The following is a 14,939-nucleotide window of genomic DNA, read 5'->3' on the forward strand; positions in this document are numbered from 1 at the left end:
AAAATGGCGTCCCGCAGGACGCCATTTTTGTTTGAAGCAGAATCAGCTTAGAACTTGTAGTTCAGGCCAGCCAGGATGGTGCGGCCGTACTTCTGGTATTCCAGCTGCTGGTTGGCGGTGCCGGTGTAGGTTTCGTAAGCGGCGTTGGTCAGGTTGTTCACCTGCAGGACGACGCCCATGCCTTTCAGCGAACCTTCGTTGAAGGTGTAGCCGATCTGGAAGTCAACCACGTTCTCACCCACGACGTAACGCAGGCTGCGCTCGCCGTTGAAGTTGCCGATCTCACCCACGAAGTCCGAACGCTTGCGCTGATTGATACGGGTTTCGAAGCCGTTCTTCTCGAAGTACACGGTCAGGTTGGTGGTGTGCTTCGACAGACCTGGCAGCGGAATGTTCTTACCGATGCTGCCGCTTGGATCGTCGATCGCGATCGAGCTGTCGCTGTAGGTGTGGCTAGCTTGCACGCCGAAGCCGTCCAGCGATTTCGAGATCAGGCTCAGTGGCGCCGAAGCCGACAGCTCAGCACCTTTCAGGATGCCGCCCTTGCCGTTGTACGGAGCCGAGTAATCGCCGATCGCGTACAGTGCCTTGGTGCCAGGGATGAATTTCGAGAAATCGTAGTCCTTGGTCTGGGTGAAGATGTAGGTGTTCAGCTTTTTGTAGAAGCCGGCAACCGCGAAGTAAGCCTTCTTGTCGAAGTATTTTTCATACGACACGTCGAAGGCGTTGGCGCGCCACGGATCCAGCTTGGCGTTACCGCCGCTGCCACCTGGTTTGAAGGTGGTGTCGGACACGCCGAAGTCCAGTGCGGAACGCAGCTGGTCAACGCGTGGACGAGCGATCTGCTTGGCCGCTGCGAAGCGCAGGGTCTGGCCGCCGTCGAACTGGAACGACACGTTCACGCTCGGCAGGTAGTCGGTGTAGGTCTTGCCGTCGTGGACAGGCTTGACTTGCGCACCGGCCGGCGCAGTGCCGTCATAGTAGTTGGCGTCCGACGACTGGTCGGTGTGCTGTGCCTGGATACCGGCGTTACCACGCATGGTCACGTCGCCGAATTCCGATTCGAAGCTGGTCTTGAGGAAGGCGGTGGTGATCTTTTCGTTCACGTCCCATGCCTTCGAGATCAGGTAGCTCTCGGTATCGGTCGGGTTGAAGGTCATGTACTTCGACACCATCGCTGGCACATTCCAGGTCGGGATGCTGCCGACGCCGGCGAAGCCCAGGTCGGCCGAGCCGTACAGCTCACCGCTGCTCACGCTGACTGGATCGGTGCCCTTCAGGTTGATGTTGCCTTCAGGCTGACGCTTCTTCTTGCTGCGATCGGAGTAGTTCACGCCGAAGTCGATGCCGGTCACGTATTTGTCCAGCGCGGTCGGGATTGGCGCGCTTGCCACCAGCTTGAAGCTCTTCAGTTCGTCTTCCACGCGCGGCACCTTGCCGTAGCCGGAACCGTAGATGGTCGGGCCAATGAACAGGGTGGCTGGGTTGCTGTAGTCGCGGCCCAGGCCGATGCTCGAGTAGGTGCCGGTGTTGAAGGTCAGCTTGGCGGTGTCCAGGTAGGCATTGCCGGCGCCGTCGTTGGTGCCGCGGCCGTTACCCAGCTGCGAGTTGTTTTCCAGGCTCAGTTCGTTGCGCTTGGCTTTCGAGATGCTGATGTCGCCCACCAGGGTCCAGTCGTCCAGCTTGACGGTGTTGTTCCAGCCGAAGGCGCGGATCTTGTCCTTGCGGTCGTTGTACATGCCGCGTACCAGCGGGTACACGCCGTTGGCGGTGGCGCTGGCCAGCGCGCCGCTCGAGACGACGGCGTTGGTGTAGCCGAAGGCCGGGGTGTTGTTGCCGTTCCAGCCGCCCAGGTTGATCTCGATCTGGTTGGCGGTTTCTTCGCGGCGGAACTCCGACGCGTACACGTCGATCATGCTGGTCCACTGCTTGTTCGGACGGTATTGCAGCACGCCCATGAAGCCGTCGCGCTCGTTCTTGCCGCTGCGGGCCACGGCCTTGATGCCGTCCATGATGTAGGTGCCGGCCGGCACGCCTGGGCGGCCGTCTTTTTTCCACGGCTCGTACAGGCCGGTCTCATTGTCCAGCACTGGCGATTCCAGGTGGGCGAAGCCCAGCGCGATACCGATGGTGCGGTTGGCGAACTGGTCGATGTAGCTGGCGCTGAAGCGGTTGCCGGTCGACTTGGCGTTGGCGATCGAACCCAGCGAGTTTTTCTCGCCACGGGCATTCAGCGCCACGGCGCGGGTCTGGAACGACAGCGGACGCACGGTCTGCATGTCGATGGTGCCCGACAGGCCCTGGCCGATCATGCCGGCGTCCGGGGTTTTGTAGATGGTAACGCCGCTGATCAGTTCCGATGGGTACTGGTCGAATTCCACGCTGCGGTTGTCGCCGGTCGAGACTTGCTCGCGGCCGTTCAGCAGGGTGGTCGAGAAGTCCGGCGACAGGCCGCGGACCGAAATCTGTTGTGCACGGCCGCCAACGCGCTGGGCAGCCAGGCCTGGCAGGCGCGAGATCGATTCAGCGATCGACACGTCCGGCAGCTTGCCGATGTCTTCCGCCGAGATGGCTTCAACGATCGAGCTCGAATCTTTCTTCACCGAGATCGCGTCTTCGATACCACGGCGGATACCCGACACGGTCACCGACTGCAGTTTTGCGTCTTCGGCGCCAGGGCTGGTGGTTTGTGCGTGGGCTGGGGCCACGGCGGCGGCGATCAGCAGCGCGCAACCTGCGGCAACTGGTTTCAATGCGAATGCAGTGTGGCTGCGCTTACTTGCGAAGATATTCATTAATGTCCCCTCTCATGACACAAATATAAGTCCCGCAAAGAGCTCAACTACACGGGATCCAAGGAATTACAACGTTCTAAAGACGTTCTGGAAAGAATTTTGTACTAAAACTAGATTCTGTGTCAATGAAACTTCCCTGCCACTACGGATTCAAAGGCGCTATATTGGCGCTACGCCCCACGATATGCGTGTTCACGTTGTATTTCGGCTACAGGGCCGACCACAACAACTTGTAGTAGAACTACAGATTAGCCTCGTTTGACTGCCATTTTTGGAGCGAAATGCCGACTTCCGGCCGCGCTACAGGCCGCAGCTTCACGCAACTTTCCATGCTGAAACGCAAATTGGAGGAAAATGACAATATTTCTGTATTCCGACTAAATTTCGCCTTGCCAGCGATGTTTGAACTGGCCGCACTTTGAGAGTATTCTCTCGTAAAATCAAAGCACTAAGACAGCTTCCGCAAAAAATACGAATGTGTAGTACGACTACCTTTCAGGAGACGAGATGAGAAAAACCCTGCTGGCGGCGCTGCTGGCCGCCCTCTTGCCCGCCGTTGCCGGCGCCGCGTCGCAGAACTACCGCGTCGATCACATGGATCCGCCGCTGTGGTGGACAGGCATGCACAACAGCAAGCTGCAATTGATGGTGCACGGGCCGCAGATTGCGGACATGGAACCGGCGCTCAGTTATCCCGGCGTGCGCATCGCCAGCGTGGCGCGGGTGGAAAACCGCAACTACCTGTTCATCGATCTGGAGATCGCGCCGGATGCTGCGCCGGGCAAGCTGGACCTGTCGTTCAAACGCGGCGCGCAGGCCATCCACTACAGCTACCAGTTGCTGGCACGCGAAGCAGGGTCGGCCCAGCGCGTGGGCTTCAACAGCAGCGATGCAATCTATCAAGTGATGCCGGACCGCTTTGCCAACGGCGATCCAACCAACGACAGCGTGGCTGGCTACGCCGACAAACTGAATCGCGCCGAGGGCGGCGGCCGTCACGGCGGCGACATCCAGGGCATGATCGACCATCTCGATTACGTGGCGGGCATGGGCTTCACCCAGCTGTGGCCTACGCCGCTGCTGGAATCGAACATGCCGGCCTTCTCCTACCACGGCTACGCCGCCACTGATCATTACCGCATCGATCCGCGCTATGGCAGCAACGAGGCGTTCCGCAAGCTGTCGGCGCAGGCCAAGGCGCGCGGCATTGGCGTGATTCAGGATGTGGTGCTGAACCACATCGGCAGCAAGCACTGGTGGATGCAGGACCTGCCGACGCTGGATTGGCTCACCTATCAGGGCAAGCCGGTGACGACTGCGCACCACCGCGTAGCGCTGCAGGACCCGTATGCGTCGGAAGAAGACAAGCGCAACTTCACGCAGGGCTGGTTCTCCCCGCACATGCCGGACCTGAACCAAGCCAATCCCTTCGTCGCCAATTACCTGATCCAGAACAGCATCTGGTGGATTGAGTATGCCGGCCTGTCCGGCCTGCGCGTGGACACCTACGGCTATTCCAACAGCGCCTTCCTGACCCGCTGGTCGGGCGCGGTGATGGCCGAGTATCCGAAACTGAATCTGGTGGGCGAGGAATGGAGCCCGCTGATTCCGGTGGTGGCGCACTGGCAGCAGGACAAGCAGAATTTCGACGGCTATGTCTCGCACATGCCGAGCATGATGGACTTCCCGCTGAACGATGCCTTGCGCCGCGCCCTGCTGGCCAGCGACGACAGCGAGCAAGGCCTGAACGCGCTGTATGAAACGGTGTCGCAGGATTACCTGTACCCGAATCCGGGCAATCTGGTTCTGTTCGAGGGCAATCACGATCTGTCGCGTCTTTACAGTGCACTGGAAGAGGATCAGGATTTGTTCCGTATGGCGCTGGCGTTTGTGGCGACCATGCCGCGCATTCCGCAGTTCTACACCGGCACCGAGATCCAGATGCCCAGCACCGTCAAGGTCCGCGACGATGCCTCGTATCGCCGCGACTTCCCTGGTGGCTGGGCGGGCGACAAGGTGAATGCCTTTACCGGCGCGGGCCTGACGCAGCAGCAGGCCGACGCGCAAGCTTATGTGCGCAAGCTGTTTAACTGGCGCAAACGCGCCACCGTGATTCACAACGGGAAGCTGATGCACTATGGGCCGGAGAAGAGCACCTACGTCTATTTCCGCTACAGCGACGGCAAGAAGGTGATGGTGGCGCTGAACAAAAATAAAACCGAGACCACGCTGCCAACGGCGCGCTTCCATGAGATGCTGGGCAGCTCGCGCTCCGGCGTGGACGTGATCAGCGGCCAGCGCGTGTCGCTCGACGGACAAGTTAAACTGCCAGCGCGTTCCGCGTTGATATTGGAGATCGAATGAAGAAGAAACTCACCGCGCTACTTTTCACACTACCTGCACTGCCTGCGTTACAAGCACACGCCGCCACCGGCACGGCCACGGCGACTTACCCAACCTGGGACGGCAAGCAGGAGACCGTGCACTACGCCACGCCGGACAGCGGTGCAGCGCTGCGCAGCTACACGCAGTCGACCACCATGCGCGTGCGCGAAGGCGGCAAGCAAGAAATCAGCTACGCCGAATCCCCTGCCCTGCCCACGGTCCGCAGCGGCAACCTCGCCTTCGATGCGCTGTTCGCGCTGGCCGGCAATGAAATGAAACTGGACTCGGTCAGCGAAATCCGCGACGGCAGCTACAACAGCGGCAACGCCATCCCTTGCGAGTGCTTTGAAACCGGCGAGTTGTGGCATTACGTCTGGACCCGCGACCTGTCCTACGCTGCCTCGCTGGGCCTTGGCATGCTGGATCCGCAGCGCACTCGCAACTCGCTTGAATTCAAATTATCCGGCTATCGCGAGGGCGTTGCGCCCGGCCTGCACGCCATCGGCGACGGCTTCCAGATCGTGCAGGACACCGGCAGCGGCGGCAGCTGGCCGGTCAGCACCGACCGTGTGAGCTGGGCCTTCGGCGCCGACGAAGCCTTGAAAGCCCTGCTGGCCCCAGAGCGCGCAGCCTTTGCGAAGAAGGCCCTGCACGCGCTGCGCAACACGCTGGAAAACGACCGCATCGCCATCTGGGATGCGGCCGATGGTTTGTACAACGGTGAGGAATCCTTCCTCGACTGGCGCGATCAAACCTACGCAACGTGGATACCGAACGAGCTGTCGTTCATGGCGACCTCCAAGGCGCTGTCCACCAACGCCGCGCACTACAAGGCGCTGACGCTGGCCGCGCAACTGGCGAAGGAACAAGGCGATGCGGCGCTGGCCGCACGCTACGGCGATTGGGCGACGCAACTGAAGAGCGCCATCAACAAGCGTTTCTGGCAGGCCGACAGCGGCATGTACAGCAGCGTCACCGCCGGCCACTTCGACGGCGCGGCCATGTACAAGTACGACTGGCTCGGGCAATCGCTGGCCATCGTCACCGGCATCGCCGACCAGCAGCAGGCGCAGAGCATCCTCGCGCACTATCCGCATGGCCCACTCGGCGCGCCGGTGATCTGGCCGCAGCAGTCCAACACCGCTGTGTATCACAACCGCGCCATGTGGCCGTTCGTGACGGCATACGGCTTGAAGGCCGCAGCCATCGGCGGCAATGTCGCGGTGGCAGATGCGGCTTACGCTACCTTGATGCGCGGCGCAGCCACCAATCTGTCCAACATGGAGAATCTTGAATGGCTGTCCGGCCAGCCGACGCTGGATGACGGCAAGCTCAGTGGCCCGGTGGTCAACTCGCGCCGCCAGCTGTGGTCTGTCGGCGGCTATCTCGGCATGGTGGTCGGCAGCGTATTTGGCGTGCAGACCACCAACGATGGCATCACGGTCAAGCCGTTCATCACCGCCAAACTGCGGCGCGAGACGTTTGCCGGCAGTGATGCAATCACGCTGAACAAGCTGTCGGTACGCGGCAAGCGCATGACGGTACGCGTGCAGTTGCCGCCGGCGGCCAAGGGCGATGGCTACTATGCGGTCGATGGCATCACGCTGAACGGTAAGCCGGCCAGCAGCGCGCTGGCGTGGGATGCGCTGAGCGAGGACAACACCATCGAGGTCCGTCTCGGCAAACTACTGCCCGGCCAGCAGGCCAAGCGCAGCGTGACGGCCAAGCCGCTGGTGCAGGACGCCGCCGTGTACGCGCCGGCCGAGCCGCGCATCGTCAAACTGGAACGCGGGACCTACGGCTATCCAACGCTGCAGATCGAAGGCGGGGGCAAAGGCATCGTGTACAACATCTATCGCAATGGGCAGTTGGCCGGGCCGCGCATCAGCGCTGCGAAGTGGGCGGATCGCCGGGCCGGTGCGGAGGCTAACCTGTGCTACGCGGTGGAAGCGGTCTACGCCAAATCCGGCAACCGCAGTCACCACAGCATGCCGGAGTGCCTGAACGATGGCGAAGAAATCCAGGTCGCCCGCGTCGACTTCGGCGCGACGCCGGACAACTTCACGCAGGCGATCAAGATCAACAGCGACGGCAACTACGCCGTTCAGATCAAATACCGCAACACCGCGCACCAGATCAACCTGGGCGTCAGCGGCGGCGTGAAATGGGCCGCGCTGAAAGACAGCAGCGGCAACATCGTCGCCAACGGCGTGGTGCAGCTGCCGCACTCCCCTGCCGAAGAAGGCGCCAAGTATTCGACGCCGCTGCGCGCCAGGCTGAAGGCCGGCAGCTACACGCTGCAGCTGGATGACTTTTACAACATGAGCTACATGAAGAGCAACACCACCTACAGCGACGCAGGCGGCATCAAAGGCCCGTCCAACAAACTCGATATCCACGGCGTGCGCGTGATGCCGCTGCCTGCGTCAAGCAACGATGCTGCAACGATGTCCATCCCGGCCGGCACCCTGCGCTTCATCGACAACTTCGCCTCGCCGCAACTGGGCAACAGCCGCAAGCTGCGCATCTACCTGCCGCCCGGCTACGACGCGCATCCACAGCAGCGCTACCCGGTGCTGTACATGCATGATGGCCAGAACCTGTTCGATCCTAAAACCGCCGCCTTCGGCGCCGCATGGGAAATCGGCACGGCGATGGACAAGTTGATCGCCGCCGGCATCATCGAACCGGCCATCGTGGTCGGCATCGACAACACCGCCGACCGCGTCGCAGAGTACACCCCGTGCTGCGATAAGGAACACGGCGGCGGCAAGATCGACCAGTACGCGGCCTTCATCGTCGATACCGTCAAACCGTGGGCCGACGCCAACCTGCGCACGCTGAAGGACCGCGAGCACACGGCCATCATGGGTTCTTCGCTGGGCGGCATCGCCTCGGTCTACATCGGGCAGAAATATCCGCAAGTGTTTTCGAAGGCGGGCGGCGTATCGAGTTCGTTCTGGTGGAATGATCAGGTGTTCGTCAAGAACGTTCCAGCGCGCCAGCCGGTGAAGTTCTACATTGATGCCGGCACCGGCGGCGATGGCCTGGATGGCACCCGCAGCATGCGTGACGCCATGCTGGCAAAAGGCTACAAGCTCAATGAAGACTTGTACTACTACGAAGCAGAAGGCGGCACCCACAACGAGCGTTCGTGGGCGGCGCGCGTGCACCTGCCGCTGACCTGGTTCTTCAAGAAATAAGCTCCTCCGTGCGCTGCCGGCGTCCTGCCAGCAGCGCCTCCACTTCCTGCGGTGAGACGGCCGCGCTCAGGAAGAAGCCGAACGCCTCGTCGCATCCCATCGCCGACAACTGCGCCAGCTGTTCGCCGGTTTCCACCCCCGCCGCGATCACCTGCATATTGAGCGTGTGCGCCATCTCGATGATGGCCCGCACCATCGCGCCGCCACGCGACAAATCATCGACAAACGATTTATCGATCTTCACCACATCTACCGGGAAGCGCCGCAGGTAATTGAGCGACGCGTAGCCGGTGCCAAAGTCGCTGATGGCAATCCGCACGCCCAGCTGCTTGAACTGGCGCAGGATGTCTTCCGTGTTCTGCGTCTTATCGATCAGCATCGCCTCGGTGATTTCCAGCTCGATGCAGCGGCCAGGCACACCCGCCTTTTCCAGGATATCGGCCAGCACCTGCGCGATCTCCTTGTGAAAGAACTGGCGCGGCGACAGATGCACCGCCACCGTCAGCAGAAGGCCTTTATCCATCCATTGCGCCACTTGCGCCACCGCCGTCGCCATCACCCACGCGCCCACCGGCAGGATCAGCGGGCTTTGCTCCAGCACCGGGAGGAAGTCCAGCGGCATCACCACGCCCAGCTCCGGATGCTTCCAGCGCAACAGCGCCTTGGCGCCCGTGATGCGCTGTTCGCGCAGATTCAGCTTGGGCTGGTATGTGAGGATGAATTCATTGTGCGCCTGCGCGTGGCGCAGCGCCGTTTCGAGTATCAGGCTGGAATACGCCCTGGCCTGCATGCTGGGCAGGAAGCGCAGGCTGGCGCCCTTGCCGCGCTGCTTGGCCGCATACATGGCCACGTCGGCCTTCTCGATCAGGGTTTCGATGTCCGCATCGTCGTCCGGGTACACCGCCACGCCGATGCTGGCCGCCACCGGCAGCAGGTCGCCGTTGACTACAAACGGCTCGGCGATCGCCTTCATGATCTTTTCCGTCACCTGCTGGGCGTCGGCGCCGGTGCGCAGCTCGGTCAGCAGCACAATGAATTCATCGCCGCCCTGGCGCGCCACCGTGTCGACCTCGCGCACGCACTGGCGCAGGCGCTGGGCGAACTGCACCAGCACCTGGTCGCCGGCGTCGTGGCCCAGCGTGTCGTTGATGCTCTTGAAGTGATCGATGTCGACAAACAGCACCGCCAGCAAGCTGTCGTGGCGGCGTGCGTAGGCCACGCCGTGCTCCAGCTGCAGCTGGAACTGCAAGCGGTTGGGCAAGCCCGTCAGGCTGTCGTGATGGGCGATGAAATCGAGCCGCATCTCGGTGTCGCGCTGCGCCGCCAGCGCTGCCTGCAATTGTGCGCAGCGCGCGCGCAAACCGCGCGCCTGCCATTGGCCGGCCGCCAGCGCCAGCAAGCATGGCGCGACACCGGCCGCTACCGGCCATAAGCTGTTCATGCTGTCCCTCTTCGTCGGACTGCGGAAGAAGGAATGATAGAAGATCGTACGCTAACACACAGACCGTTCGCGCGCCCTGTTGAGGCACATCAAACAGCCTGTGGCAAAAACTCAGTCCGTCAGTTGCAGAGCGCGGCTGCGCGAGGGTGGCAAGGTAGCCGCTGCGGAAGGCTGTCCTTGCAATTTGAAGATGCTGACTGCTTCCGACAAATTCGCCGCCTGCTGCTGCAAGGCGTCGGCCGCAGCGGCAGCCTCTTCCACCAGCGCGGCGTTCTGCTGGGTTACGCTGTCCATCTGGTTGATGGCGATGTTGATCTGCTCGATACCGTCGCGCTGCTCGCCGCTGGCGACCGAGATCTCGCCGATGATGGAGGTCACGCGCTGGACGCTGGCCACCACCTCGTTCATGGTCTCGCCCGCTTGCCCGACCAGCCGGCTGCCCTCTTCCACCCGGCCGACCGAAGTGCCGATCAGCTCCTTGATCTCGCGCGCCGCCGCCGCCGAACGCTGCGCCAGGTTGCGCACCTCGGAAGCCACCACCGCGAAGCCACGCCCCTGCTCGCCGGCGCGCGCCGCTTCCACCGCCGCGTTGAGCGCCAGGATATTGGTCTGGAACGCAATGCCGTCGATCACGCCGATGATGTCGACAATCTTGCGGGAGCTGTCGTTGATCTCGCCCATCGTGCGCACCATCTGCGCCACCGCGTCGCCGCCCTTGACCGCGACCGTGCTGGCGTTGTCGGCCAGGCGGCAGGCCTCGGCGGCGTTCTCGTTGTTCTGCTTGACGGTGGTGGTCAGCTCCACCATCGCGGCGGCGGTCTGTTCCAGCGAGCTGGCTTGCTCTTCCGTGCGGCCCGACAGATCCAGATTGCCGGCGGCGATTTCCACCGTGGCGCCGTGGATGGTCTCGGTCCCGGTGCGCACCTTGCCGACGATGTTGCTGAGGTTTTGCTGCATCAGCTTGAGCGCGCCCAGCAGGTCGCCGATTTCATCCTTGCTGGAGACGCGCACCTCGCTGCTGAGGTCGCCACCGGCCACGGTTTGCGCCACGCTGACCGCCTCGTCCAGCGGTTTGGTGATGCTCTTGATCAGCCACAGCACCGTTGCCACGCCGACCACCAGTGTCACCAGCACCGTCAGCCCCATCGCCAGCAAGGCCGCGCTGTGGGCGGCGGCGTTTTCCGCCGCCATCGTTTCGCTCAGGCGCTGCGCCTCCTTGCCGATGAAGGCGACGATATCATCGATCTTCTTGGTCGGCTCGCGGTCCATGCCCTTGACCAGCGCATCGACCACGTGGGCGCTCTCGGCATTGGCGGAATCGTATTTCTTCAGCGCGTCCATGTAGCGCGTGACCAGTTCGTTCTGGGTCTTGATGGCATCATCCACCAGCGGCGTGCTGAGCTGAAGCTTGTCGAGCAGCGCATCGAGTTTCTGCAGCTCGGCGCGGGTGGTTTCGCCGCCCTTGACGAAGGCCTTGCTGTACTTGTCCAGCTGGGCCGGATCGTTACCGCGGATCAGGATGTTTTTCCATTCCTGCACCTGGATTTTGAATTCCACCTGCGCGCTGCGCGCGGTGTCGATGGCCTGGCTCATGGCGACTGAGCGGCTCATCGCCTCGGCGGCGCGCTGGTTGCTGCGGTCGAGGGCGCGCCAACCGGCAGTAGCCACCACCGCCAGCGCCACAAAGAAGAATGCCCCCAGCAAGCCTAGTCGCACGCCGATCTTGAGATTGGCGAGTTTCATCGTTACCTCCTTGGCAAGGTCTGTTACCCATCATGCACGCATGGCGCACAAATGCCAATATGGTGGCCTGAAAATTCTATCGAATTCCCACAGCTACAACAGCTACAACAACTCGCGGCAGTAAATATTGGTAGGACGACCATCCGGCGGCAGCACCTTGAACTCGATAAAGGTCAGGCCCAGCTTGGCCAGCAGATTGATCGACACCGTGTTGGCCGGATTGGTGATGCCCATCAGGCGCGGCAGGCGCAGCACGTCGCGCGCATAGGCCACCACGGCCGATGCCGCCTCATAGGTGTAGCCCTGGCCGAAGTAGGCCGGGCGGATGGCGTAGCCGATATCGACGTCGGGCAAGCTGTCGCGCTTGATCAGGCCGCACAGGCCGAGCGGCACGCCGTCGCTCTTGCGCTCCATCACGTACAGCGAGTGGCCGAGCCGTTGCTGCATCACGCATGGCCCTTCGAGAATCGCGGTGCGCGCTTCGGCCACGGTGCGGATACCCTTGTCGCCGATGTGTTCCAGCCAGGTCGGGTCGTTGACCAGCTCGTAGTAAAACAGATCGTCGTCGGCGTTGATGGTGCGGAGGGTGAGGCGTTGGGTTTCCAGTATTTTCATGCGTCCGGCCAGTGAGTGGGGTCTGCCAGCAATTGGTACATCACGTAGACGTCCACATAGCCGAGGTATTGATGACGGTAAGCGCGCGGCAAGGTGCCGACGATGGAGAAGCCAAGCTTCTTCCACAGCAGCACGGCCGGCATGTTGGAGCTGACCACGTAGTTGAACTGCATCGCCAGATAGCCTTCGTTGCGGGCGCGCTCGATGCAGTCGGCGCCCAGCAGCTTGCCGACGCCGACGCCCTGCGCCGCCGGGCTCACCATGAAGGAGGCGTTGGCCACGTGGGCGCCACGGTCGCGCTGGTTAGGTATCAGGCGGTACATGCCGACCAGGCGTTCGCCGTTGAGGATAGCGACATAGCTGCTCACACCGGGGCCGAACCAGTAGGCGTGGCAATCCTCGCGGCTGGTGTCGGCGGCAAAATAATACGTGTCGCCACTGGCGATCAGTTCCTGGAATATTTCCCACATGGTGCCGAAGTCGGCTTCTGTTGCGGGTCGGATGGCGATTTCTTTCAAGATAGCTCCACACGCATTTAACAGTGTCCAATTGTCATGTATTTCGCAGGCCAAGTCCAGCTAGCGGCCCAAGCGGAAATTCACTTGTTCCGGCCGGCCGGGCAAATCCAGCCGGGCTTGCGCGCGCGGCGATTCAGCGACGATCTTCCCGCGCCGCATCACCATGCGGCGCGCGGCGCGCAGGCGGATCGCCTCCACCGGATCGGCCGCGTCAAGCAGCACCAGGTCGGCGTGGCAGCCGGGCGCCACGCCGTAGCCGTCCAGCCCGAGGATGGACGCCGGCGTGGCGGTGACGGCGCGGAAGCAGTCGCGCATGGCGTCCTGCCCGGTCATCTGCGCCACATGCAGGCCCATGTGCGCCACTTCCAGCATATCGCCCGAGCCGAGGCTATACCACGGATCCATCACACAATCGTGGCCGAAGGCGACCGGGATCCCGGCGGCCAGCAATTCCGGCACGCGCGTCATGCCGCGCCGCTTCGGGTAGGTATCGTGCCTGCCTTGCAAGGTAATATTGATGAGCGGATTGGCGATGGCCGCCACGCCCGCCTCGCGCATCAGCGGCAGCAGCTTGCTGACGTAGTAATTGTCCATCGAATGCATGGACGTCAGATGCGAGCCAGCCACGCGGCCGTGCAGGCCGAGGCGGTTGCTCTGATAGGTCAGCGTCTCAATGTGGCGCGACAGCGGATCGTCGGACTCGTCGCAATGCATGTCCACCATCAGGCCCTGGTCGGCGGCGTACTCGCACAGGATGCGCACCGATTCCGCGCCCTCCGCCATCGTGCGCTCGAAGTGCGGAATGCCGCCCACCACCTCCACGCCCATCGCGACCGCACGTTTCAGATTGATGAGCGCATTGGGCGCGCGCAGCACGCCGTCCTGCGGGAACGCCACCAGTTGCAGGTCGAGATAAGGCGCCACCATGCGCTTGACCTCCAGCAGCGCCTCCACCGCCAGCAGGCGGTCGTCGCAGATATCGACATGGGAGCGAATCGCCAGCAGGCCGCGCGCCACCGCCCAGTCGCAATACTGCAAGGCGCGCTCGATCAGCGCCTGCTGAGTCAGGTGCGGCTTGAGCTCGCCCCACAACGCGATGCCCTCCAGCAGCGTGCCGGACGCATTGACGCGCGGCAGGCCGTAGCTGAGCGTGGCGTCCATGTGGAAATGAGCGTCGACAAACGGTGCGGTGAGCAGGTCGCCGGCGGCGTCGATCTCCTGCGCCGCCATCAGCGGCAGGCGCGGCCCGACGGCGGCGATGCGCCCGCGTTCAATGGCCACGTCAATCCCGTGCTGCCCGTCGGCCAGATTGGCGTTGCGAATCACGACATCCATCAAAGCGCTCCCGTTAATTTAAAGTAAAACCATTGTAGGCATTTTCACCAAAAGACACCAATTGTTGCATTGCATTAATCTGGATGCGTGCACAGTGAAGCTCATGGTGTAAAAAATAACTTTCCAAGCCAGATAATCGTCGCTAGAATGGACTTATTGCGTTGCATCATAATCTCAGGAGAAACCATGTCTTCGATCACCGAACAGTTTTCCGCAGCCACGAAATCGCAACTTGAAGCGCAGTTCAACATCTTCAGCACCCTGGCCAGCACGGCCGTGGGCAGCGCCGAGAAAGTGTTCGCGCTGAACCTGAGCACCACCAAAGCCTCGGTAGAAAAATCGTCGGCCGCCGCCAAAAAGCTGCTGACCGCCACCGACCCGAAAGAATTCTTCAGCCTGAACGCGGCGCAGCCGCCGAGCTTCGACGGCCTGCTGGCCTATGGCCGCGAGCTGTACAGCATCGCGACGAGCGCCCAGAACGAATTGATCAAGAGCGCCCAGACCAGCCTCAAGCAAGTGACCGATCTGGCTGCCACCCGCGCCACCACCGCGACCAAAACCCCACCGGCCCTGGCCGCCGCCGTCAGCGCCGCAGTGGAGGCCGTGGCTGCCAACGAACCGGTCGTCGCCCCAACGCCCAAAGCCCCGAAAACCCCAAAACCAGCCGCCGCGCCGATTCCGGAAGAAGACACCTTCATCGAAGTCAAGGCCGACCTCAAGCCCTCGTTCCCGGAAGTGCCACCGAAGCCCATCGCCCTGGCGCCGGACAGCAAGCCAGCCAAAGCCGCCCCAAAAGCCAAAAAATAACCTCGGTAAATTCAGGGTCAGCTCTGTCAAATGGACAAAATGTCCGTTTGACAGAGCTGACCCTGATTTTTGTGTATCCTAGCGGGCTACACGCAAT

Annotated in this window: 10 protein-coding genes; 4 read left to right on the top strand and 6 right to left on the bottom strand. The window is 62.2% G+C overall.

Features of this window, described 5'->3' with window-relative positions; all coding sequences use genetic code 11:
• Nucleotides 1-47: 47 nt before the first annotated feature.
• Nucleotides 48-2,795, bottom strand: coding sequence for a TonB-dependent receptor (locus BMZ70_RS13845; protein WP_092275129.1), 2,748 nt, complete (start codon nucleotides 2,793-2,795; stop codon nucleotides 48-50).
• A 281-nt stretch (nucleotides 2,796-3,076) separates the two neighbouring features.
• On the opposite strand from BMZ70_RS13845, the gene BMZ70_RS28350 reads away from it, so the two are divergent.
• From BMZ70_RS28350 to BMZ70_RS13855, 3 genes are all read left to right on the top strand, one after another.
• Nucleotides 3,077-3,217: a hypothetical protein gene (locus BMZ70_RS28350; protein WP_165403473.1), complete on the top strand. Its 141-nt coding sequence runs from the start codon at nucleotides 3,077-3,079 to the stop codon at nucleotides 3,215-3,217.
• Between the two features lie 85 nt (nucleotides 3,218-3,302).
• The gene (locus BMZ70_RS13850) at nucleotides 3,303-5,159 is read left to right on the top strand and encodes a glycoside hydrolase family 13 protein (RefSeq protein WP_092275132.1); all 1,857 of its coding nucleotides are present in this window, start codon (nucleotides 3,303-3,305) and stop codon (nucleotides 5,157-5,159) included.
• The gene (locus tag BMZ70_RS13855) at nucleotides 5,156-8,383 is read left to right on the top strand and encodes an alpha/beta hydrolase-fold protein (RefSeq protein WP_092275135.1); all 3,228 of its coding nucleotides are present in this window, start codon (nucleotides 5,156-5,158) and stop codon (nucleotides 8,381-8,383) included. Before BMZ70_RS13850 ends, BMZ70_RS13855 begins: the two co-directional genes overlap by 4 nt.
• On the opposite strand, the gene BMZ70_RS13860 is transcribed toward BMZ70_RS13855, so the two are convergent.
• The 5 genes from BMZ70_RS13860 to BMZ70_RS13880 all read right to left on the bottom strand — a co-directional run bounded on the left by BMZ70_RS13860 (nucleotide 8,373) and on the right by BMZ70_RS13880 (nucleotide 14,035).
• On the bottom strand, nucleotides 8,373-9,824 hold the full coding sequence (locus BMZ70_RS13860) for a putative bifunctional diguanylate cyclase/phosphodiesterase (protein WP_092275137.1): 1,452 nt from the start codon (nucleotides 9,822-9,824) through the stop codon (nucleotides 8,373-8,375). The genes BMZ70_RS13855 and BMZ70_RS13860 overlap by 11 nt on opposite strands.
• A gap of 111 nt (nucleotides 9,825-9,935) precedes the next feature.
• Complete coding sequence (locus tag BMZ70_RS13865) at nucleotides 9,936-11,567, bottom strand: methyl-accepting chemotaxis protein (RefSeq protein WP_092275140.1); 1,632 nt, start codon at nucleotides 11,565-11,567, stop codon at nucleotides 9,936-9,938.
• Nucleotides 11,568-11,669: 102 nt separating this feature from the next.
• Nucleotides 11,670-12,182: a GNAT family N-acetyltransferase gene (locus BMZ70_RS13870; protein ID WP_092275143.1), complete on the bottom strand. Its 513-nt coding sequence runs from the start codon at nucleotides 12,180-12,182 to the stop codon at nucleotides 11,670-11,672.
• Nucleotides 12,179-12,700, bottom strand: coding sequence for a GNAT family N-acetyltransferase (locus tag BMZ70_RS13875; protein ID WP_092275146.1), 522 nt, complete (start codon nucleotides 12,698-12,700; stop codon nucleotides 12,179-12,181). The genes BMZ70_RS13870 and BMZ70_RS13875 overlap by 4 nt, the downstream gene beginning before the upstream one ends.
• Before the next feature lie 60 nt (nucleotides 12,701-12,760).
• Nucleotides 12,761-14,035, bottom strand: a complete 1,275-nt coding sequence (locus BMZ70_RS13880; RefSeq protein WP_092275149.1) for an amidohydrolase family protein — start codon at nucleotides 14,033-14,035, stop codon at nucleotides 12,761-12,763.
• A gap of 186 nt (nucleotides 14,036-14,221) precedes the next feature.
• Here BMZ70_RS13880 and BMZ70_RS13885 point away from each other — a divergent pair, with 186 nt between their 5' ends.
• A complete protein-coding gene (locus BMZ70_RS13885; RefSeq protein WP_092275152.1) occupies nucleotides 14,222-14,842 on the top strand; it encodes a phasin family protein in 621 nt (206 codons plus the stop codon).
• Nucleotides 14,843-14,939 lie beyond the last annotated feature (97 nt).

It is taken from the genome of Duganella sp. CF402 (assembly GCF_900109645.1).
Taxonomy (GTDB): domain Bacteria; phylum Pseudomonadota; class Gammaproteobacteria; order Burkholderiales; family Burkholderiaceae_D; genus Rugamonas.